The following is a 23,411-nucleotide window of genomic DNA, read 5'->3' on the forward strand; positions in this document are numbered from 1 at the left end:
TGGGCAAATGGCTGGAGTAGCCCCACTCCTCGCCCCGTTCTCTGCCGCGCGCCTTGGGAAATCCTGTCAAAACACGCAAGCGAGTTTTGACGATTTCCCTCCTAAGGCGTGGCGCGCGTTAGGCTATAACAAAAGTAATAACGGCCGGCCGCCATGACGCGAACGCGTCGGCCGGGCGGGCCCCGCGTGCCCGCGGTGGGCAAATGGCTGGAGTAGCCCCACTCCTCGCCCCGTTCTCTGCCGCGCGCCTTTGGGAAATCCAGTCAAAACACGCAAGCGAGTTTTGACGATTTCCCTTTTCAGGCGTCGGCGCGCGGGTTCTTGAAAGTAATAAAGGCCGCCCGCCGTGGCGCGAACGCGTCCGCCGGGCGGGCGGTGCGTGCCGCACTCCCAATGGGCAGCCTCTACCCCAATTCTTTGTCCGCGCGCCTCACGTTCCGCAGGACTCAAACCGGGTTTACCCCACAACAACAAATCCTTATGCCGGTTCCCTCCCCGTCTCATAAGCCCGGCGATGCGCCACGATAGACTTCATGTTCGCCTGAGCCCACTCGGTCAGCTGGCCGATCAGCGGAACCAGCGAACGGCCGATCTCCGTCAGCCGGTATTCGACCCGCGGCGGCACCTCCGGATAGACCGTGCGACTCACTAGCCCGTCCGCTTCGAGCATCTTGAGCGTGCTCGACAACACACGCGACGAGATGTCCGGAATCGCCCGGCACAACTCGTTGAAGCGCATCGCCTCCCGCTCGCTCAGGATCAAGACCACGAGCAGCGACCACTTGTTGCCGAACCGGGCGACCACGTTCCGAATCGGGCAGATTTCGAGGATCGAATTTTTCTCTTCCGCTTTTCGCATATGCTGAACTGATTATCGTCGAACCCGCTAACCGAAAGTTAGCAGCTCTCGTTTACAAAGTTAATAAACGAGTCGAAAAAATCGACATTTTTTCGTTTTACAACCCGCTGTCACTCAACAAAAGCGACCGAAAGGTTACCATCGGACAAAAATGTAACTTCTTGACAGACATACTAAAACCACATAGTTTTGCAGCACGAACCAAAACCAACACAATGATGAAACAGATTGAAAAATCGGCGACAGGCGCCAACTTCAGCGCGATCCGGATCGGCAAGCTGAACGAACTGGGAGAGTATGTACTCGAACTGGGGCCCGAAGTCAGGATTCCTGGCAAAGTGTTCGGCGGCAGCGCCGTAAACGCGACGGGCGGCGAGTTTTCGTTCCAGGTATTCCAGCCGGGGACGGAAACGGGATTCCTCCACACCCACAAAACCCACGAAGAACTCTACTTCTTCCTCAGCGGATCGGGTGAATTTCAGGTAGACGGCCAGGTCTTCCCCGTATCGGAAGGGAACGTCGTCCGCGTAGCTCCCGCCGGCCGGCGCTCCGTGCGCAACAACGGCACCGAACCGCTCACGATGCTTTGCGTGCAATACCGCGGCGCCACCTTCACGGCCGAAGATGCCGCCGACGGCAATCTGCTGCCCGACCCGGTCGAGTGGTAACCGGCTCCCGCCGAGACAAAAGCATCCCGGACGACACCTCGCAAATACAGAGACGAGGCATCGCCCGGGATGCTTTGTTATGGGTACCGAGCCTACAACTCCGCCAACAGCGGCTGCACCCGATCCTTCGCCGAGAGCAGCAGCCCCTCGCCCGACGGATCGAAGCCGTATTCGGCCAGCCGCCAGTCCACCCCGATCTGCGGATCGTTCCACCGCACCCCACCGTCGAACTCCGGATGGTAGTAGTCCGTGCATTTGTAGAGGAACTCCGTGTCGTCCTCCAGCGTCAGAAAACCGTGCGCGAATCCCGCCGGGACATAGAACTGCCGTTTGTTTTCCGCCGACAGCTCCACCCCGTGCCACCGCCCGTAGGTCGGGCTCCCGGCCCGCAGGTCGACCGCCACGTCATAGACCGCCCCCGCGACGACCCGAATCAGCTTGCCCTGCGCATGCTGCGTCTGGAAATGCAGCCCGCGCAACACCCCGCGCCGCGACTTGCTGTGGTTGTCCTGCACGAAATCGACCGGACAGCCCGCCATCGCATCGAAATCGCGTTTGGCATAGGTCTCCATAAAAAATCCCCTCGCATCGCCGAACACCGTCGGCTCCACGACGAACAGTCCTTCGATCGGGGTCTCCACCTTTTTAAATTCAGCCATTTTCTATCGATTGATTTTTCTATTCCCGAAAAACCGGTATTTCGAAAGTGGATACAGGCAATTTATGAGGCCCCGTTCCACAGAGATTGGCCCGCGTGAACGGCTGCCAGCCATATCTGATCGTATATGGATCTTCCACATCCGGCGAAGAGATCCTGACCGCCCGACAGATACTGTCTATCTCGGCTGTCGCCGGATAAAATATCCCGTCTTCGCCAGCCAGCTCGAAAGTACGCAACGCCTCACCGTCCGAAGAGGCCAGCGGCTGATCGAAATAGACATTTACCGTACCCCGTCTATTATATAATGTGCCTTTGACCTTAGGACTGTGATACCAGGGACTCTGTTTATGCAAGGCCCACAAAGCCAACCGCTCGCCGATCGGCTTCTTGCGCCGCGGATGGACATCCGTCGAATCCCCCAAGTCCGAACTTACTGCCATTTCAACCCCTTGCAGCCGCTGCACCAACCACCGCTGGCTGTCCCGGAAGTGCGGCCAGCTCGGCCGGTTCAGCGACGAGAGCTGGACAAAATAAAACGGCATGGGTATGGCCTTATCAAACGCCTCCCGAAAACTTTGCACCACCGCTGGGAAAACCTTTTCATGCAACTCCACATTGTGGGCATTGCTCTCCCCCTGGTACCAGATCACCCCATCGGCATCGTACCCCGCCGCCAGCGGAGCCACCCGGCTCTCGTACAGGTAGGCCGGTTCGAAAAAGTGCCGCTGCAACGGATTCTTCACCCCCTCCAGATTGCCGCGGATCACGCTCCGCACCCAATCCTGCGCCATCTCGTTGTTCCGCCAGTCGTAGAGCACGTCCACCAGCACCGGATCATCCTCCAGGATACGCCGCGAGACGAACGCCTCGGCCGGTGCCCCGCCCAGTGCAATCTGGATCAGCCCCACCGGCACTTCCGGCCCCAGCGAGTCGGCCAGCATCCGCCCGAAGAACCAGCCGACAGCCGAAAATCCATCGACCGCCGCCGTGTCGCTGCCCGAGACCCATCCCCGCGGATTCCGGATATAGTCCAGCCGGTTCATCCGATCGAGCTCCGTGCTATCCAGCCGCCCCCGCTCATCGGCAAACGTGGGATCGGCCCGGAAGAGCCGGATCCGGTCGGTCGGCCTCGCCTCCGCCCGCTCCGCCGCGCGCGCCACCGGCCACGACATGTTCGACTGCCCCGCCGCGATCCACACCTCGCCCACCGCCACATCCCGATACAGAGCCACCGTATCGGGCGTCGCGATCGCCAGCACCCCCGAGAGCATCGGTTCCTCCAGCGGCAGCCGCACCTCCCACCGGCCGTCCGCACCCGCCGTCACCGTGTCCGTAGCATAGACCTTACCGTATTTCATCCGCCCCGACTTCGCCCTCCGCACCGTGTCGGCCACCGTCACCGTCACCAGCCGGCCGGCATTCGCCCGGCCGCCGACCCGCGTCACCACTCCCCGCTGGAGCACCATCCGATCCGTATAGGCCGGCGACATCCGCAGTTTCCCGTAATCACCCGTCAGCGCGCGATAAATCTCTTCGGCCAAGAGCCGCGCCCCCTCCGCATTCGGATGCACGGCGTCCGGCAGCAGCTCCGGCCGGTCTTTCAGTACCGGTTCCAAGTCGATCAACCCCGTCCGCTGCGACGCCGCCACCCGCTCGATGGCCTCCTGAATCTGGTGGTGCCAGTCGCGCGTCCCCGCCTTGAACCGCCGGTGGCGGTGCGGAATCGGCGTCATCCGGCAGATGTAAACCTTCGCCGCCGGATTGGCCTCGCGGAAGCTCTCGATCAGCGCCGCGTAGTCCGGAATGAACTCGTCCCGGAAATTCGGCCAGTTGCGCGGGTCGGTGTCGTTGATACCGAGGTGGATCACCACGATGTCCGGCCGGAAAGCGATCGCCTCGGCATACTCTTTCGTCTTGGTGTACGGATTGTGCCCCTTGTTGAGCAGCGTGGCGCCGCTGTGGCCGAAATTGCGGACGTCGTATCCCACACCGAGCATCCGCCCCAGCACCGCCGGATAGCAGTTCCGCTCGCGGTCTTCGACCAGCATACCGTACGTGATGCTGTTCCCGACGCACGCCACCCGTACCGGCGCCGGTTCCGCAGCGGGCCGCCTGGCGCCGCTTGCTCCGCAAACGACCAGCAAAGCGCACAAAATCAGAGAGATTTTCTTCATCGTATCGACTCGTTTTCGGTTTAAAACCTTATAAAGATAAAGAAAAAAACTTACTGTCCGCACCCCGCCGCCAAAATCCGTCCCAGCCGCCACCGCTTGGCCCACAGCAGCCCCCGCCACACGAGCCACGGCACCGCCACCCCTGCCGCCGTGCTGACCGGCACGCCGATCCACGGATCGAGGTGCGCCCAGTCGTAGAGCACCACCCGCAGCGCCGACTGGGGAAACCACGAGAAAAGAAAGATCGCATACGTCGCCCCGTCGAGCGGCGCCAGCAGCCGCCACCCGCTCCGCAGATAGAACCGCCCCAGCGACAGCGCGAACAGGATGCCGCAAACCGCCGTGAGCCGCTCCGCCAGCGGATTCGCCGCCCCGTAGCCGGTCACCGTCGCCAGCACCGATGTCGCCCCCCAGCCCGCCAGCGCCCACAGGCTGCCCAACGAAAGCCCCTCGTCGATCTCCCGCTGATACGCGCAATAGACGATGCCCAGCACGAAGAAAAAGCCGGACTTGACCACCCCGCCCAGATTGAGCCACCCGACACCGGCCAGCGGATTGAAGACCGACAACGCCAGCGCCGCCACCGCCCAGACCCACAGCGGCACCCGTCCGCCGACTCCCAGCCGCCTCAACCCCCGGGCCGCGAGCACCGTCCCGACCAGCAGCAGAAAGATCGTCGGCAGAAACCAGTAGTAGACGATCACGTTTTTCGACGGCACGAGCAGCATCTCGAAGTAGGCGCCCCACGACAGCTCGACCGGTTTCACCGCCCACCGGCTCAGCCACACTTTGGGCAGAAAGACCAGCGTACTGAGCACGAAATAGGGTACCAGCAGCCGCCTCGCCTTTTTGGCGACGAACGCCCCGACCGGGATGTTTACCAAAGAAGAGCCGGATTCGGTGTAGCCGGATCCGGCTGCGGTATACCGCAGCAGATAACCGGACAGAAAAATCCACAGCGGCATGTGGAAACTGTAGATCCAGCGGTAAAGCAGCGCCCCGTGGCCGTCGGTCGGAAAGGCGTGGCCGACCGCCACCAGCAGGATGCCGAAAGCCTGAAGAAAACTGATATAAGGGTTGCGCATACCGAAATGTCCGAGCATTATCCGCCCCAAAATTACGTTTTTCCGCCCGTCCGTCCACCCCGGCATCGCCCCTCCGGACGAGGTTCCCGATTATTTCTGCACGATAATCCGAAATAATCCCTATTTTTGTCACAGTAAACCGTCTTGTGCTTTCACGTAAAACGAATCATAAACAACCATGCAACAATCAATCGACACATTCGATTTCGCCGGCAAACGGGCGATTATCCGTGTAGACTTCAACGTGCCGTTGGACGCCAACTTCAACGTGACGGACGACACCCGCATCCGGGCCGCGATTCCGACCATCAAGAAAGTACTGGCCGGGGGCGGATCGGTCATCCTCATGTCGCACCTCGGACGGCCGAAGGGCGCGGAAGAGAAATACTCGCTTAAGCACATCATCCCGACCGTCGAAAAACTGCTGGGTCAGAAGATCGAGTTCGCAGGCGACTGCATGGGGGCCGAGGCTGCACAGAAAGCGGCCGCTCTGAAGCCGGGGCAGGTGCTGCTGCTCGAAAACCTGCGCTACTACGCGGAAGAAGAGGGGAAACCGCGCGGCCTGAAAGAAGACGCCACGGACGACGAAAAGAAAGCCGCCAAAGCTAAGGTGAAAGAGGCCCAGAAAGAGTTCACCAAGAAACTCGCCTCGTATGCCGACTGCTACATCAACGACGCATTCGGGACGGCCCACCGGGCACACGCCTCGACGGCGCTGATCGCCGAATTCTTCCCGAACGACAAGATGTTCGGCTACATCATGGAAGGGGAGCTGAAAGCCATCGACGGCGTGCTGCAGGCTCCGAAGAAGCCGTTTACGGCGATTCTGGGCGGTTCGAAAGTCTCGACCAAGATCACGATCATCGAGTCGCTGATGGAGAAGGTGGACAACCTGATCCTCGGCGGGGGAATGACCTACACCTTCATGGCGGCACAGGGAGGCAAGATCGGGAACTCGATCTGCGAAAAAGACCAGTTCGACACCGCCCTGGCAATTATCGAAAAGGCCAAGAAGCTGGGCGTGAACCTGGTACTGGCCGAAGATGCCCGGTGCGGCGACGCGTTCAGCAACGACGCCAACGTGAAGATCTGCCCGGCCAACGACATTCCGGACGGCTGGGAAGGGATGGACATCGGGCCGAAGACCGAAGCGAAATTCCGCAAAGTGATCGAAGACTCGAAGACCATCCTGTGGAACGGGCCGGTCGGGGTGTTCGAATTCGACACCTTCGCCAACGGGTCGAAAGCGATTGCCGAGGCGATCGTAGAGGCTACGGCGAAAGGCGCCTACTCGTTGATCGGGGGCGGGGATTCCGTGGCCTGCATCAACAAGTTCGGAATGGCGACTAAAGTGAGCTACGTATCGACCGGCGGCGGGGCTTTGCTGGAATATATGGAAGGCAAGGAGCTGCCGGGAGTTGCTGCCATTCGGAAGTAGTTTTTAGCGGCGGGGTTCCCTGCCGCCTTACCCTTTACAACGCGAGCGGGCGGGTTTCCACATATGGAAACCCGCCCGCTTTTTTTACCTCTGCCGAACAGAAAACGAGAAATTACTCCTGCAGCCAAACTGTCCAACCTTTTTTAGCAGCAATCGCATAGTCCCCGACAGTAGCTTTATCTACCTGAATTGTAGGACGATTTCCGGTAGTTGGTAAATCATTATAAATATTTTCCATTGCGGATTCCGACAGTTTATTATGATAACAAACCAATGCATTGCTATAATAAGAAGAGCTCCCTAATGAAGAACACCCACTAATATCTAAAGACGTCAATTGGTTTTCCTGACAACATAAAGTCATCAAGGCCGTACACCCGCTGACATCCAAGGAAGTCAATTGATTTTCCTGGCAATACAACTCGGTTATATGCTCACATCCCGTCACATTGAGAGAGGTCAATTTATTGCTTTCACAGTGTAATTTACCGCTCAATAAAGTACATTTGCTGACATCCAATTCAGCCAATTGGTTGCTCGAGCAATCTAATGCATCTAATTTTAAATTTTTACTAACATCTAAGGCTGTTAGTTGATTACGAAAGCAATATAAAGAAGATAATTCCGCATTTTCTCTCACATCCAATGCGGCCAGTCGATTGTCTGAACATTTCAAATATGTTAATGCCAAATTCCTCCTTACATCCAATGCGGTCAGTCGATTGTTTTCGCAATCTAAAAGTAGTAGTGCAAGACATTCACTGACTTCCAATGCAATAAGTCTATTATAACTGCAATCCAGTCGCTGCAGTTGTGTGCACTTGTCAGCATTTAGTTCTGTCAATTGATTAACTGCACAATATAACTCTTTTAATGCTGTGTTTTTGCTGATATTCAGTTCAGCCAGCGAATTACCACCGCAAAATACATATTCTAATTTCGGACAGCCGCTAATATCTAATGAGGTCAGGTTATTATGATAACAGTATAAATAACGTAAGTCCGGACATCCGCTTAGCTCCAGCACATCCAGCTTATTATCGGATAATTCCATGATGGACCACCACCGACCGTTATAGCAATATAAATATTCTAATTGCGGACAGTCGATGATTTTAAGGGAGCTGTATCTGTTTTCATAATTGCACTGGTAACGGTCGCATCCGAACAACATTATCGACCCATGCTTTTCGAATATCTTTACCTTATAGGTTCCTGTCTTTTCATAAGCGTGCGAAAAGTTGCTTCCGTACATGGAGGAAGACCCTCTGTAAACTTTTATATATTCTAAATCTTCGACCGTGCCGTCTCCCCAGTCGATGGTAACCACGCCTTCCGCATCACCTGCGATCTCAAAGTAAAATTTTTTATCCGCCTCTCTCTGAGGGGTATCCGTAATGTAGTTTATCGTAACGGCGATACTGCACGATTTTTCGGCTTCGTCGTCCGACGAATCATCCGAATCGTCGTCCGAATCGTCTGAGTTATCGTCGTCTGCGGGTTTGTTGCCCGGATCGACCTTGTCGGTGTCGGGTTCTCGGATCTCTTCGGGTTTGCTGCACGATGACAGCGCAATGGCAAACCACAGCGTTAAAATGATGAGGAAATATTTTTTCATCTTTTTCGAAAAAATATCGCCCTTCCGGCTCCGCGAAAGACAGGGGTGTGTAGAAAAAAAGAAAGTGTGGAGTCGTTAGTTTATCTGCGTAGAGGTTCTGGCAAACCTAAGAATCAAATAAACAATACCCCACACCTGTAAGAGTATACCTTCAGAACGAAGTATACCAATACAAGTGACGAGTGTTATTGCTATCCTTGATTCTTTTGAAATTTACCAGATTTCTACGCAAGGATAAAAGCTAAACACTTTCATCGAAATATGTCCGCCGGGCCCGCCTCGCGGAAGAGCCCGACACCGACAAAGATAGAAAATGTTTCGCCGCAAACAACACTCTGCGGGGTATTGTGCCGGCAAAGTTCGGCCAAACTTTCCGAAATTCCGCTATTGACCCGGAACTATGTTCGCCGTATCTTGCCCCCGAACCGCACCCGACCTCCCGCCAAGTTTTCGTATCTTTGTCCGTATGAAACGGAAGACAATCAAAAAACTCATATTCATCCCCCTCGGCAGCCTCATGCTGCTCCTCGGACTCGTCATCGGCGCAGCCGCCTTGCTCCTCACCCCGAAACGGCTCACACCGCTGGTCACCGACCTCTGCGACCGCTACCTCGACGCCCAGGTGCGGTTCGACACCGTCAGCGTCGCCCTCTTCCGCGACTTCCCCTACGTCACCCTGCAACTGCACGGCGCCGAGGTCGTCAGCCACGCTTTCGACCGGCTGCCCGACTCCGTGCGCGTCACCCTGCCCGCCGAAGCCGACACCCTGGCCCGGATCGGGCGTCTCGCCGTCTCGCTCAACCCGTGGAAACTCGCCTCCGGCCGCGCCGACATCCGGCGCATCGCCCTCGAAGCGGCGCACCTGCACGCCTTTGTGGCACCCGACAGCACCGCCAACTGGGAGATCTACCGCGCCGACACCACCGCCCGGAAAGAGACCGACACCACCGGCGACGCTTTCGAGATCGACATCGAACGCATATCCGTGCGCAAAGGGCTGCACGCCGTCTACGACAGTCGCCCCGACAGCATGGCCGGGACGGTACACCTGCGGAGCTTCTTCGTCCGCGGCCAGCTCTCGACCGACCTGTTCCGGAACGAAATCCGGCGATTGCGGCTGCGGGAGTGCACGGCCGAGCTGAGCCTCGGCGGCCAATCCGCCGGCCTGCGGATCGACAGCCTCACGGCAGACGGCGGACGGCGCGAAGGACTCCGGATCAGCCTCGACGCCAAAAAGATACACGCCGGTGCGTTCGACGGGCTCGACTCGCTGCAACTGCGAACCGCCCTGCGTTTCGACGGGCCCGACCGCCGGGAGCTGAACGTAAACCGTTTCGACCTCCGGCTCAACGACATACTCGTCACGGCGGCCGGTCAGGCCATCTTCCGCGGCGACAGCATCGTGACGGCGATCGGCGTACAGAGTCCGCGGCTTCCCATCGCCGGCCTGCTGCGGCTGATCCCCACCTCCGTCATGCCCCTCGCGCGCGACTACGAGACCGACCTCGCCGCCGCGCTCGACCTGCGGATCGACGGCCCGTGGAATCCGGCCACCGGCGCCCTGCCCGACATCACCGCCGACTACCGCATGCCGGCCGGCTACCTCTTCTACGTCAAAGACCGGAACGGCAGCCGCATCGACACGCTGGCACTGGACGCCACCCTCCGGTTCCGGCCGCGACACCCGGACTCGACAGGCGTCGAATTGCGGAAATTCAAAGTGTCCGGCATCGGCATGCGGTTAGAGGCACACGGCGACCTCGACCGTCTGACCGGTGACGCCGGCTTCAACGGCGCGGTGAAGGGCGACCTTTCGTTAGACTACCTGAGCCGCCATTTCCCCGCTCCCGACGGCTCGACCTTCGGCGGGCGGATCGCCATGGACCTGCGCGGCCACGCCCGGCTGAGCCAGCTGAATCTGGGACAAATCGGCGCAGCACGCATCGGAGGCCGTCTGACGATGGACGACCTGGCCGTCGTCATGCCGAACCGCCAGTTCCGACTGACCGTCGACGGCGGACGCTTCGGGATGGGCACCGGACTGACCGCGAGCGACTCGCTGATCGCGACCGGCACGGAGGCTGTCGGAGCGACCCTCAGCCTGGACACCATCGACATGGACATGGGACACGACCTCTGCGTCAAAGGCCAGAAGATCAGGATACACGCCACCACGGCTACCAAAAATTTGGTTCGGGACACCACGGCGGTACACCCGTCGCAGGGGACACTCGCCGCCGCCGGCCTGCGGATCGTCCTGGGCGACTCGACAACCGTTATCGGTCGTCGGATCGACTCGCAGTGGAGCATCCTGCCGGCCGACGACAACCCGAAGATTCCGCAACTGGATTTCCGGATAGAGGCCCGTCGGCTCTCGCTGCGCCAGCCCTCCGGACGATTCTCCGTCACCCGCGGCAGCGTCGCGCTGAACGCCACCCTCAACCGGCCCGACACCGCCCGGCTGCAGCGGCGCGCCCATCGGCTCGACTCGCTGCAGCGGATCTATCCCGACGTACCGCGCGACTCGCTGTTCGCCCATGCCCGGGCTTTGCAGGGAACCGCCAGCCGACCGGTCGACGAATTCGCGGAAAACGACATCGACATGCGCGTCTCGTCGGAGATCGGCAACGCCTTGCGGCGGTGGCAGCTGAACGGAGCGATCCGTGCCCGGTCGGGACGGATCGTCACCCCCTACTTCCCGCTGCCCACCACCCTGCGCGACATCGACATCGCATTCAACACCGATGAAGTACGCCTGAACCGCACGTTCGTCAAAGCCGGCGAATCGCAGGCCGTGCTGACGGGCGAAATCTCCGGCCTCCGCCGCGCCATGCTGGGCCGCGGCCGCATCCGCGGCGACCTCGAAGTGGCGGCCGACACGCTCAACCTGAACGAAATCATCCGCGTGGCGAATGCCGGTTCAACCCTCGTGGCACAGGGCGGCGTCAGTGAGACCGAAAGCGACGACCAGCTGGAGGAACGCATCCTCCAGTCCGCCGACACGACCGCCGCCGGCACACTGCTGGTCATTCCGGGCAACATCGACATGCGGTTCGACCTGACGATCCGTCGGGGGATGTACGCCAACCTGCAGTTGGACAGCCTCTCGGGCGAAGTGATCGCCCGCAACCGGGTGCTGCAGCTCTCCGATCTCACCATGCGCAGCAATGCCGGCAACCTGCGGATGACAGGCCTCTATTCGACCCGCACACCGAAAGACATCCAGGCCGGGTTCGACCTGGAGATGGAGAAGATGCAGGTGGCACGGCTCATCGAACTGATTCCGTCGATCGACACCCTGATGCCGATGCTCCGGTCGTTTTCGGGCGTGGTGGACTGCCAGTTAGCGGCGACGACACGGATCGACAGCGCGATGAACATCCTCCTGCCGACAGTCGACGCCGCGTGCCACATCTCGGGCGACAGCCTCGTGCTGCTGGACGGCGAGACCTTTACCGAAATCTCGAAGATGCTGATGTTCAAGAACAAAAAGCGCAACCTGATCGACCACATTTCGGCTGAATTTCTGGTGCGGGACTCGCAGATCGAGATTTTCCCGTTCGTCATCGAAATCGACCGTTACCGGGCTGCCGTCAGCGGGGTGCACAAGATGGACATGACCTTCAACTACCACATTTCGGTACTGAAATCGCCGATTCCGTTCCGACTCGGGGTCGACATCTTCGGCAACCTCGACGACTTCGACTTCAAGATCACGCGGGCGCGGTACAAAGACTCGAACCTGCCGACCCGGGTGGCGATCATCGAGACCACGCGCGTGAACCTGCGGAACTACATCCGCGACGTCTTCGTCCGCGGAGCCCGGAGTGCGAGCGACGGTTCGCTGCGCATCACACCCGAAATGGCCGCTCCGACAGAAATGTTACCACCGGCCGACTCGCTGAGCGCAACGGACTCGGCGGCCCTCAAAACATTCGAGCAAAAAGATTAAATTTTCTTAACACTGATTGTTAACCACTTGCATGGTTTTTCATAAAAAAGTGCAGAAAAAATCTCCCTGGTTTTTGGAGAATCGGAAAAAAGCGATACCTTTGTATCGCAATCAGCGCAGGGGAGCTTAGCTCAGTTGGTTCAGAGCGTCTGCCTTACAAGCAGAGGGTCGGGGGTTCGAATCCCTCAGCTCCCACCAGATCATCAGAGAGTTACAGATTTGTAGCTCTCTTTTTTTTGCCCGTTTCCGAGGTGTTTTACACGTTTTACAGCCTGTTGTGTAAGCAAATATGCGAACGCCAAACACCTGGAAACATTCGACGAAAGTCGGTTGCCCAACTGAATATTTCGACCATCGATAAAATAGTGCGACTCTGTAAGCAGACATTTCCGGAATAAAGTCCCAGACCGTTACCCGAATAAAACGCGAATTACAGGCCATTTACGACCAATTGGATATCTCACACAAGGCCAAAGCAACGGATATTCAAGCGATGGTGCAAAGCCAAAGAATCGTCGATCTATTCGGATGGAAAAAAGGTGAAGTGCCTGACCATTATCCGTTACGCCATTGCTCGCATTAAATAAACCGTAGAACTTTTTTTGAGGAGCAAATCAATCTGTTCTATATAAAGTTCATTTTCTACTCAAAAAAGGTTCTGTTAGCTATCTATTACTGATCCCGTAACACAGACTGCCGATACGGTTTTGAAATTCTTTCCCTATCTTTGATGCTATCAAATGATACGATCATGAAGCCGCCTTATACAATTAATCCCACTATCCTTAACCTGATCGTTTCCATTTCGGAAAAGTTGGGAGAGGTCAAAGCAGCCTATCTGCATAAAGCGCCTACCGAACTGCGGAAACGAAACCGCATCCGTACGATTCACTCTTCGCTGGCTGTGGAAGGTAATACCCTGACTGTCGAACAGGTTACGGCGATTCTCGACCATAAACGGGTTGTGGCTCCACGGCGAGATATTCTGGAGGTACAGAACGCCATAACGACCTATGACCGTTTGGCTGAGTTCAAGCCGTACAGCATTGAATCGATCTGCAAGGCCCATCGACTGTTGATGAACGGACTGATCGACCATCCCGGCGAGTTGCGTCGAAGTTCTGTGGGTATCGTCAAAGGTGAACAGCTTACGCACTTGGCACCGCCGGCTGAAAGAGTCAGGACACAGTTAAACGACCTGTTGCATTATCTGAAAACCGATCCGGATCTGATGTTGGTTAAAAGTTGTGTCTTTCATTACGAATTCGAGTATATCCATCCGTTTTTGGACGGCAACGGACGTATGGGACGCCTGTGGCATACCGTTTTATTGAGCCGGTATAATCCGGTATTCGAATACGTGCCGATCGAGACGCTTATCAAATCACAGCAGGAGGAGTATTACCGCGTGTTGGAGTTGTCGGACAATGTAGGACATTCAACCTCTTTCGTAGAGTTCATGCTCGGTATTATCGACCATTCGCTGGAGGAGCTGTTACAAACGCAGAACATCACGCTTTCAGCCGGGGAACGAATCGAACTGTTTCGGATGCAGGCAGAGAACGACCGGTTTGCGCGCGCCGATTACCTGCGTTATTTCAAGGATATCTCTTCCGCAACAGCCAGCCGCGATCTTGCTACAGCAGTCGAAACGGGTGTGTTGGAACGTATCGGCACCGGCAGAACGACTCAATATCGATTTATCCGCTGATATTTACCACATATATCGCGCGCACTGGGATACTCCTTTTTGATACCCTCCCCGTTGGTTGCGGGAAAATAGCTGGTAGATTTTATCTATCTATTATATACGCACAACCGTTAAATCCTAAGACACTCTTTAGGTTCCGAGAACTTTAAACAGAGAGCCTTATGGATAGAGAAACTTTAACGAAGATTCATGTGCTGTACCCCCAATCCTCCGTCGTCGAAGAGTTGATCCAGTGCGGTAAGCTGGATGGCGAATCGTTGTATGATGCCGGTTGTGAAGTCTTGGAATGGTGGTTGGTGAGCGACTGGCTGGCTGCCAAACTCGCAGAACAGGGTGAAGTGGTAATCGACGACTACGGTTGTTGTTGGTGGGGACGTACTACAAGCGGCCAAGCCGTCTATATGGACTGGGTCATAGCCCAAATCTGCGGCGAGTGAAAGGCCAATATCTCCAGCTTACGGCGAACATAGTTTCGGTTCAATAGCGAGATTTCAAAAAGTTTGGGCGACCTTTGTCGTTGCAATACCCCAAAAGAGTGTTCGCAGCAAAACATTTTCTATCTTTGTAGCTGTCGGGAGCAATCTCGGCAGACATATTTCGATGAAAGTGTTTAGCTTTTGTCCTTGAGTAGAAATCTGGAAAATTTCAAAGTCGCAAGGAAAATAGCAACACTCATTCACTTGTATTCGTATACCTTGTTCTAAGGTGTACTATATACAGGTGTGGGGTATTGTTTATTTGCGACTTGGCATTCCAGAGCCTCTACTCAGATAAACTAACGACTCCACACTTTCTTTTTTCTACACACCCTGTCTTTCTCGGAGTCGGAGGGGCGAAAAACCTAAATAGTTATGAAAAAGGTGTTCTTTTTATGCGCACTTATATTGAGTGCTTGTGATTCTTTATCGGGTTTAACTCCTAAGAAAATAGGAGACACAAAAATCTACCTGGAAAATAATAACATTATAGCGGAAGATTTCCCTTATCCAAGGGAGATGGGATTTAGTGTCGATTGGGGTTCGTTTTCATTTAAGGAGTTTGACGAATTTGTATATCAGCAAGTCATCAAATCGCAATCGAATGTCATATGGATTGTAATACAGCATAAAGAAACGGACAGTTACGGACATTCGGCATTGGGGGAAAAGATCACAATAGGAAAGATCGATGTTATAGAGTCAAAGAAATACGCTGATTTCCAATCATGGAATAGACACTATAGTACATATAAAATGTGGGCAAAAGATAAGGATGAATACAACAACACATATCGCAGACCCTACGATGGAGATGTTGCCCCGCGATTGGTTCCAACATACAAGCCTAAGAGTATTAGATAATTAATAACACAAAAGCAACAGGACTATAAAACAAGTTTAACAAGTGCTGTTTGCAAAGGAACAACCAAGTGAAGCTTTCAACAACTGAAAACAGTCTAAAAAGCAATCACGGAATTTACACTGTTTTAATTCAATGATCATGAAAAAGACAATTTTGCTTTTAGTAGTTCTGCTATTAAATGCCAATGCTGCTATTAAAGCTCAAAAACTCGAAGACTATGAGAAAACATGGAAAGACATTGCCCTCACTTATGATGATAATTGGAATCCAATAGTAAATTTTTCAATTAAAAACATATCAAACAAATACATTGAAAATGTGGAAATTATAGTTGGTTATTCTGATGATCAATTCGATCTCTTTGCTCGCCAATCTACTATAAGAATAAAGACACGAATAGCACCTAATGAACGAAAATTATTGTCTTTTCGCATATTAGACCACAATGATAACAGACCTAAACAGTTTGGTTTATCTCGAATTAGATATGCCGATGGTACAATCTGCGACAAATAGATATAACCTTTAGTTACAGAAGTATTTTCTGAGCTTGGGCAAAAGAAGAAGATGTGTTTTAGAACACCTCACTCTGCATACAATCAACAAAGAACAAAGTCCTTGTCTGAAATTGAGTAGAAAATAAAGATTTCGATTAGATTGTCTACGCAATCTAAAACCTCTCGAAATGAATCCATTAAAAACACCCCCTCTTGAGGCGGAGGGGCGAAAAAACATTTACACTATGAAAAACCTACTTCTATCTTTAGTTGCTATTCTGATTACGGCAACAACAACTGCACAAACAAATACAGACATCTCTCCAGAAGCAGCTAAATGTTTGAATGAGTTAAAACCTTTTGCAGAAAAAGCAAAGGCGGTATGGCAAAGTGAAGATGGTAAAGTAACATTTGGCACAACACCCGAACGTATAGAACGATATGTTTTATATTTAAGTAATGCATGCAATATCATAGATAAACACTTGAGTTCCATTACCAATATGGATGAAAAGTTAGATATTATGTGGGGAAAGGTCGACTTGTTATCCAATATCCTTGATTTGTACGACCCTACAGGAATTAGCATATCTAAAACTGAATACAATCAATTCTCCTCAACAAAAATCCAGACATTGGAATCAATGTTGAGATTATCCAATGGCATTTCTGATCCAATAGATCAAGCGATAACATTATATGATATTTTCTATGAATTAGGCGAATCCCACTTTGAATCCGAAAAATACACAGAAGCACAGCTCTGTTATTCCGCTTGCATTTCCAAGTTTAATGCTGTATGTACAATTCCAAACATTCAAAATGAGGTCGACATTGATGTAATGGGACAAAAAGCCTATTATAAAATGGGATACGTCGCCTATAAACTGAATGACGAATTGGTGGCTAAAGAGTATTACAACAAGGCGAAAGCACTTCTCGACGATGATTTTATTCAGCCTTATAAATAGGCTCGAGAATCAGAATCTTTTCAAGTTAATCTAACAGGCTAATACCATGAATAAAAAAAGAACGTTTTTTTGCGCATTATTGATAGGGGTTTGTGCGTTGTTTTCTGCATGTGCCATTGGCGGGATAATCTTCGGCTGGTCATATCAGAAAGGATTTCAATATGCAATATATAAAGATGGTGTTTGGGGGAAGTGGAGGCCTGCATATTATGACATGAAGAGTGCATTTTACACAGACCATTTTGTTATTTATCCCTACTTCAATCATCCATCAAATTATGCTATCAAAGTCACGTGTAAAAACGAAATCTCCAAAGATGGAGGTTGGCATAAATATAACGGCACAATTGAGTATTATACAAAATATTACCCTGATTCTTTTTATTTAGATAAATTCCCGTATGGTTGGCCAAGCCAAGCAGTGAAGGAAACTGGTATTTGGAACAGCCGAAATGCAAAAATTTGGATTCGAAGAGGAAAATTCAAGAATGCATATACTGGCCATACAATTAACATCTTCTTTGATGAGAATACGGGGTTTGGACTAGGCCCGCTGCAACAAGAATAATCAAGTGACACAATTTTCGGAGGGGGTATATAACGACCTTTTCCGGGAATTGTGTTATATTTAACTGAAAGAAATTGCGCTGGGTGGGTTACCATGTAAGCTGAAATTGAAATCTATCTATGAAAGACTCTTACAAAGGCTGTCTGATTAGTCTGCTCATGGCCCTGTGCATCATCGGGCTGCTCCTCTGGATTGGCTTACGTTGACACCCCGGCAGACCTGTTTTACACTATTTTTTTCCCCCGTTGTGTCCTCGGCGCGCGGGGTTTTCTTTTTCTACCCCTAAGGATTATATCTCCAGTTGAGACACCTTACAACTTTATTAACTTTAATGCTGTATACCTGTAAAACTTACAAAATCATGACACAACCGAAAGCAAAAACACAATGACTATTCCATGAAGAAGACGGATATTCAACCTTAGTCAAGACCGCCTGTTATTCCAACAAACAACACATGGGCGTCTATGTCGCCAATAAGACAGGAGAAGCGACGCCGGTCTATTTTCAATACATCCTGCCACCTCATGCCACCGGCCCCCATACAAATCGACTTCATCCAAAATCGAAAGGTGATACTCAATAGGACAGCTCCGGCGACTTCGAATCTCCTTTATCCATATCCGCTGCCAAGAAATTCAGGTCATTCCGTTCCACGGAATTCCGGATTAAGGATTAATTCGTATCTTCGTGGTATTATAGGAATTATCCGCCATGACCCCCCAAAGCGAAGCCGCCTTAGAGAACGGTTTGATCAAAACGCTGATCGACAACAGCTATGAATACGTCTCGATCCGGAACGAAGAGGAGCTGAAAGCCAACTTCAAGACCCAGCTGGAACGGCACAACAGAAAAGCACTCGACCTGTTGGGACGTGACCGGTTCTCCGACCAGGAATTCGAAAAAATCCTGATCTATCTGGAAGGAGACACCCGGTTCGAGAAAGCCAAAAAGCTGCGCGGTCTCAAAGATTTCACGTTAGACGACGGCCAGCGCATCTGGATCGAATTTTTCAACACCCGAAAATGGTGCCAGAACGAATTCCAGGTCACCCGCCAGATCACCATGGTGGGCGATCAGACATGCCGTTACGACGTAACCCTCCTCATCAACGGCCTGCCTTTGGTGCAAATCGAGCTGAAACGGCGGGGAGTCGAACTAAAAGAGGCATACAACCAGGTACAACGCTATCACAAGACCTCATTTCACGGACTATTCGATTACATCCAGCTCTTCGTCATCTCGAACGGCGTGGACACCCGCTATTTCGCCAATAACCCCAACGGAGGATACGCCTTTACCTTCAACTGGACGGACAAAGGGAACCATCCGGTTACAGACCTAAGCACGTTCGCCAATCTTTTCTTCGACAAATGCACGCTGGGCAAGATGCTCAGCAAATACATCGTCCTGCACGAAGGCGAGAAATGCCTGATGGTACTGCGCCCCTACCAGTACTATGCCGTCGAAGAGATCCTCAACCGGGTGGAAAACAGCGACCGGAACGGCTACATCTGGCATACGACCGGAGCCGGAAAGACCCTGACCTCGTTCAAAGCCGCCCAGCTCGTGGCCGAGATGGACGGCATAGACAAAGTCCTCTTCGTAGTCGACCGGCACGATCTCGATACCCAGACCCAATCCGAATACGAAGCTTTCGAACCGGGAGCCGTGGACGGAACCGACAACACCCGCGAACTGATCGCCCGGTTGAGCGGCAGCTCGAAAATCATCATCACCACCATTCAGAAATTGAATTGTGCCGTTACGAAAGACTACTATAACAAACATCTGCAGGAGGTTCGCAACAAAAAAGTCGTGATGATCTTCGACGAGTGTCACCGCAGCCACTTCGGCGACTGCCACAAGAATATCACTCAGTTTTTCAACCACTTACAAATCTTCGGTTTTACCGGCACCCCCATTTTCGTCGACAATGCCAAACAGGAAAAAACGACCGCCGATGTTTTCGGCGAATGCCTGCACAAATATCTGATCCAGAACGCCATCGCCGACGGAAACGTCCTCGGTTTCCTGGTGGAATACTATACGGGCAACACCGCCGTGGACGACACCAACCCGGAACGTATGCGCGAAATCGCGCAGTTTATCCTCAACAACTTCCCCAAATCGACCTTCGACGGAGAGTACAACGCCCTGTTCGCCGTTCAATCCGTCCCGATGCTGCTGCAGTATTATCGGATCTTCAAGGAACTCCATCCGAAAATCCGGATCGGCGCCATCTTCACCTATGCCGCCAACCCCAGCCAGGACGACCCGTACACCGGACAACACCGGGGCTTCGCCAATCCCCGCGTAGATGCAGACGAGCTGCAGACCATCATGGACGACTACAACGCCATGTTCGGCACAGCCTTCACCACGGACAACTTCGGCGCCTACTATGACGACGTGAACGAACGGATGAAGAAACGGCGCGACGACATGGAACCACTCGATCTGCTGCTCGTCGTCGGAATGTTCCTCACCGGATTCGACGCCAAGAGGCTCAACACCCTCTACGTGGACAAGAATCTGGAATACCACGGCCTTTTACAGGCATTCAGCCGCACGAACCGCGTGCTGAATGAGAAAAAACGCTTTGGGAAGATCGTCTGCTTCCGCGACTTGAAACCGCAGGTCGATGCCGCCATCAAACTCTTCAGCAACAACGAACCGAACGAAGGCCCGATTATCCGTCGTCCCTTCTCGGAGATGCGCAAAGAGCTGAATCTAAAGATGATCTCGTTTTTAGAAAAATATCCGACCGTCTCCTGCATCGACGCCCTGCGGAGCGAAGTCGAAAAACGGGACTTTATTCTGGCTTTCCGCGAAATCATCCGCGGGAAGATCGAAGCAAAAATCTACGACGAATACAACGCCGACGACCCCTATTTCGTCATGTCGGAGCAGGAGTATCTGGATTATCGATCCAAATACCTCGACATCGCCATCGGCCACACAGGCAACGAACGACACACGACCGACCGGGACGACGCCCCGGAGCAACCGACCGAGCTCGACGGAATCGACTTCTGTCTGGAACTGCTGCACAGCGACATCATCAACGTCACCTATATCCTCGCCCTGATCGCCGACCTCGATCCCGACAGCGACGACTATCCCCAAAAACGGAAACAGATCATCGATACGTTAAGCGACGACGCTGCCACACGAAACAAAGCGACACTGATCGACGGATTCATCCAACAGCATGTCGACAACGACAAAACGGGCTTCACCCAGGCCAAAAACGACGGCTCGATCGATCTGGAGACCCGCCTGACGGAATACATCGCGACAGCCCGAAACCGAGCCGTCGAACACTTAGCCTCCGAAGAGGGATTGGCCCTCGCGGCCTTGCGCGACTTCCTCGAACAGTACGACTATCTGCAACGTGAAAAAACGGAAATCATCCAACAGGCCATCAAAGCGAAAAAGGTAGGCCTGAAAGAGCGCCGCCAAATCCAAAAACGCGTACTGAACAGACTTCGCGTCATCATCGACACCTTCAACTGGAACTAAACAATTATGAAAATTCCTTCCACCGGTTTTGTCTACATCCTCACCAATCCGAGCTTTCGGGAAGACTGGGTAAAAATCGGGAAAAGCACACGCCCCGTCAATGTTCGCTCCAAGGAGCTGGACAATACAGCCGTTCCGCTACCCTTTGAAATATTCGCCACCATACAGACGGCCAAATTCAATGAAGTCGAAAAATTAGTGCACAAGACGATCGACAGACTGACAGACCTGCGCATCCGCCAGAACAGGGAATTCTTCAATGTCGCCCCTCAGGTCGCTCTGGACATATTCAAAGATATCGCCCAAACGATAGACGACGCCGTCATAACCGAGTACGAAAACAACGTACCGATCATTCAGAACGAGCAGACGAAGATCGACCGCCGCCCACAAACCCCTAAACGGGGCCGGTTTAAATTCAGCATGGTTGGGATCAAAATCGGCGAATCCGTAACCTTCGTTCCGACGGACATTCAAGTCAAAGTCGCCAGTGACGACTCCATCGAATACGAAGGACGTATTTATAAATTGTCGCCGTTCGTCGGTACATTCATGCCCCAGGAAAAACGGAATCTGTCGGGATCCTACCAAGGAGCCAAATATTTCTCGTATAACGGCAAAATCCTGGACGACCTGCGAAAAGCAGCCGAACGCTGCCACACTACGTCCAGAACCAACAAGCACTAAGTATCTATGAGCGAAGAACTGCAACAAAAACTGCGCAACCAGCTTTGGGCCGTAGCCAACACCCTCCGCGGAAACATGTCGGCCAGCGACTTCATGTACTTCACGCTGGGATTCATCTTCTACAAATACCTCTCCGAAAAAATCGAGCTCTACGCCAACGACGAGCTGCAGGAAGACCACCTGACCTTCCGCGAAGTGTGGGCCGGATCCGACCGTGAGCTGAAAAACGACCTGAAAGAGGCCTGCGTGCAGGATCTGGGCTATTTTGTCGAACCGGAGTACCTCTACTCCACCCTGATCGCCATGATCGACCGGAAAGAGAACATTCTCCCGCTGCTGGAACGGTCGCTCAAAAAGATCGAAGACAGCACCCTCGGCCAGGAGAGCGAAGACGACTTCGGCGGCCTTTTCTCGGACATCGACCTCACCTCGCCCAAACTCGGCAAAACAGCCGAAGACAAAAACAGACTGATCAGCGACGTACTCGTCGCCCTGAACGGCATCGACTTCGGTCTGAAAGAGGCGCAGGAGATCGACATTCTCGGCGACGCCTATGAATACATGATCGGTCAGTTTGCCGCCGGAGCCGGCAAAAAAGCCGGTGAGTTCTACACCCCTCAGGAGGTCAGTCAGATTCTGGCCGAAATCGTCATCACCGGCAAACAACGCCTCAAAACGGTTTACGACCCGACCTGCGGTAGCGGTTCACTGCTGCTGCGCACGGCACGGAGCGGACACGCCGACGCCATCTTCGGACAAGAGAAGAACCCCACCACATTCAACCTCTGTCGGATGAACATGCTCCTGCACGGCATCCGCTACAACGACTTCGACATCCGCAACGGCGATACACTCGAAGCCGACGAATTCGGCGACCGCCAGTTCGACGCCGTGGTCGCCAATCCCCCTTTCTCGGCCGACTGGAGCGCCGCCGCCAAATTCAACAACGACGACCGGTTCAACAAGCCGGGCGTACTGGCACCGAAATCAAAGGCCGACTACGCCTTCATCCTGCACATGATTTACCACCTGAACGACGGAGGTACGATGGCATGTGTAGCTCCGCACGGTGTGCTGTTCCGCGGCGCGGCCGAAGGAAAAATCCGCCGGTTTCTGATCGAAACGAAAAACTGCATCGACGCCGTCATCGGTCTGCCGGCCAATATCTTCTACGGCACGACGATTCCCACCTGCATTCTGGTCATCAAGAAATGCCGCAAACAGGATGACCACATCCTCTTCATCGACGCTTCCCGCGAGTTCGAGAAGGTCAAAACGCAAAACAAACTGCGTCCGGAGCACATTCAAAAAATCATCGACACCTATCGGAATCGCTCCGAGGTTGAAAAATACAGCCATTGCGCGACCCTCAAAGAGATCGAAGAGAACGATTACAACCTGAATATCCCGCGTTACGTCGACACCTTCGAGGAAGAGGAAGAGATCGACATCCAAGCCGTCATGTCAGAGCTGAAATCTTTAGAGGCTCAGCGTGCCGACCTAGACCGACAGATCGCGGTTTATATGAAAGAACTGGGTCTCGATTTTTAGACCTCGCCAAGTCCTCAATCCGTATAACGAAAACCTTTTACCTTCGAGATGAGTATCAAACGAAAAAGCACGAGACATTGTCCCCCTTTGAGATTCCCGGAGTTC

Annotated in this window: 17 protein-coding genes and 1 tRNA gene; 13 read left to right on the forward strand and 5 right to left on the reverse strand. The window is 53.4% G+C overall.

The genetic code is table 11. From position 1 onward, the window contains the following. Positions 1 to 478 precede the first annotated feature (478 nt). Positions 479 to 859, reverse strand: a complete 381-nt coding sequence (locus QZ292_RS04880; RefSeq protein ID WP_294598628.1) for a helix-turn-helix domain-containing protein — start codon at positions 857 to 859, stop codon at positions 479 to 481. Positions 860 to 1,077: 218 nt separating this feature from the next. On the opposite strand from QZ292_RS04880, the gene QZ292_RS04885 reads away from it, so the two are divergent. Beyond that, positions 1,078 to 1,527, forward strand: a complete 450-nt coding sequence (locus QZ292_RS04885) for a cupin domain-containing protein (protein ID WP_294598677.1) — start codon at positions 1,078 to 1,080, stop codon at positions 1,525 to 1,527. 92 nt (positions 1,528 to 1,619) lie between these two features. Here the strand turns inward: QZ292_RS04885 and rfbC are convergent, their stop codons facing one another. Genes rfbC through QZ292_RS04900 form a run of 3 tightly spaced genes read right to left on the reverse strand, consistent with a single transcriptional unit; the run spans position 1,620 to position 5,477 of the window. Further along, entirely contained in the window at positions 1,620 to 2,186 is a 567-nt protein-coding gene (rfbC, locus tag QZ292_RS04890) for a dTDP-4-dehydrorhamnose 3,5-epimerase (protein ID WP_294598631.1), read from the reverse strand. Between the two features lie 19 nt (positions 2,187 to 2,205). Then, on the reverse strand, positions 2,206 to 4,362 hold the full coding sequence (locus QZ292_RS04895) for a GDSL-type esterase/lipase family protein (RefSeq protein ID WP_294598634.1): 2,157 nt from the start codon (positions 4,360 to 4,362) through the stop codon (positions 2,206 to 2,208). A gap of 50 nt (positions 4,363 to 4,412) precedes the next feature. Further along, positions 4,413 to 5,477 (reverse strand): acyltransferase, encoded by a 1,065-nt coding sequence (locus tag QZ292_RS04900; RefSeq protein WP_294598637.1) that lies wholly within the window; start codon positions 5,475 to 5,477, stop codon positions 4,413 to 4,415. Between the two features lie 148 nt (positions 5,478 to 5,625). On the opposite strand from QZ292_RS04900, the gene QZ292_RS04905 reads away from it, so the two are divergent. Further along, complete coding sequence (locus tag QZ292_RS04905; protein ID WP_294598640.1) at positions 5,626 to 6,885, forward strand: phosphoglycerate kinase; 1,260 nt, start codon at positions 5,626 to 5,628, stop codon at positions 6,883 to 6,885. 112 nt (positions 6,886 to 6,997) lie between these two features. On the opposite strand, the gene QZ292_RS04910 is transcribed toward QZ292_RS04905, so the two are convergent. Continuing rightward, positions 6,998 to 8,503 carry a hypothetical protein gene (locus QZ292_RS04910; RefSeq protein WP_294598643.1) on the reverse strand — a complete coding sequence of 502 codons (1,506 nt, stop codon included), beginning with the start codon at positions 8,501 to 8,503 and terminating at the stop codon, positions 6,998 to 7,000. A gap of 466 nt (positions 8,504 to 8,969) precedes the next feature. On the opposite strand from QZ292_RS04910, the gene QZ292_RS04915 reads away from it, so the two are divergent. From QZ292_RS04915 to QZ292_RS04965, 11 genes are all read left to right on the forward strand, one after another. Further along, positions 8,970 to 12,455 (forward strand): AsmA-like C-terminal region-containing protein, encoded by a 3,486-nt coding sequence (locus QZ292_RS04915; protein WP_294598646.1) that lies wholly within the window; start codon positions 8,970 to 8,972, stop codon positions 12,453 to 12,455. A 120-nt stretch (positions 12,456 to 12,575) separates the two neighbouring features. Then, positions 12,576 to 12,653 (forward strand) — tRNA-Val (locus QZ292_RS04920). A 553-nt stretch (positions 12,654 to 13,206) separates the two neighbouring features. Continuing rightward, entirely contained in the window at positions 13,207 to 14,166 is a 960-nt protein-coding gene (locus tag QZ292_RS04925; protein WP_294598650.1) for a Fic family protein, read from the forward strand. Positions 14,167 to 14,357: 191 nt separating this feature from the next. Continuing rightward, positions 14,358 to 14,603: a hypothetical protein gene (locus QZ292_RS04930; RefSeq protein WP_365331002.1), complete on the forward strand. Its 246-nt coding sequence runs from the start codon at positions 14,358 to 14,360 to the stop codon at positions 14,601 to 14,603. A 414-nt stretch (positions 14,604 to 15,017) separates the two neighbouring features. Then, positions 15,018 to 15,506: a hypothetical protein gene (locus tag QZ292_RS04935; protein ID WP_294598656.1), complete on the forward strand. Its 489-nt coding sequence runs from the start codon at positions 15,018 to 15,020 to the stop codon at positions 15,504 to 15,506. Positions 15,507 to 15,645: 139 nt separating this feature from the next. Beyond that, positions 15,646 to 16,023, forward strand: a complete 378-nt coding sequence (locus QZ292_RS04940) for a hypothetical protein (RefSeq protein ID WP_294598659.1) — start codon at positions 15,646 to 15,648, stop codon at positions 16,021 to 16,023. Positions 16,024 to 16,249: 226 nt separating this feature from the next. Next, the gene (locus QZ292_RS04945; protein WP_294598662.1) at positions 16,250 to 16,975 is read left to right on the forward strand and encodes a hypothetical protein; all 726 of its coding nucleotides are present in this window, start codon (positions 16,250 to 16,252) and stop codon (positions 16,973 to 16,975) included. Positions 16,976 to 17,021: 46 nt separating this feature from the next. Further along, the gene (locus tag QZ292_RS04950) at positions 17,022 to 17,543 is read left to right on the forward strand and encodes a hypothetical protein (RefSeq protein ID WP_294598664.1); all 522 of its coding nucleotides are present in this window, start codon (positions 17,022 to 17,024) and stop codon (positions 17,541 to 17,543) included. Between the two features lie 714 nt (positions 17,544 to 18,257). Beyond that, a complete protein-coding gene (locus tag QZ292_RS04955) occupies positions 18,258 to 21,068 on the forward strand; it encodes a type I restriction endonuclease subunit R (protein ID WP_294598667.1) in 2,811 nt (936 codons plus the stop codon). Positions 21,069 to 21,074: 6 nt separating this feature from the next. Then, a complete protein-coding gene (locus QZ292_RS04960; RefSeq protein ID WP_294598671.1) occupies positions 21,075 to 21,755 on the forward strand; it encodes a GIY-YIG nuclease family protein in 681 nt (226 codons plus the stop codon). Positions 21,756 to 21,761: 6 nt separating this feature from the next. Continuing rightward, entirely contained in the window at positions 21,762 to 23,306 is a 1,545-nt protein-coding gene (locus QZ292_RS04965) for a type I restriction-modification system subunit M (RefSeq protein WP_294598674.1), read from the forward strand. The last annotated feature ends 105 nt before the right edge of the window (positions 23,307 to 23,411 follow it).

This window comes from uncultured Rikenella sp. (assembly GCF_910577125.1).
Taxonomy (GTDB): Bacteria; Bacteroidota; Bacteroidia; order Bacteroidales; family Rikenellaceae; genus Rikenella.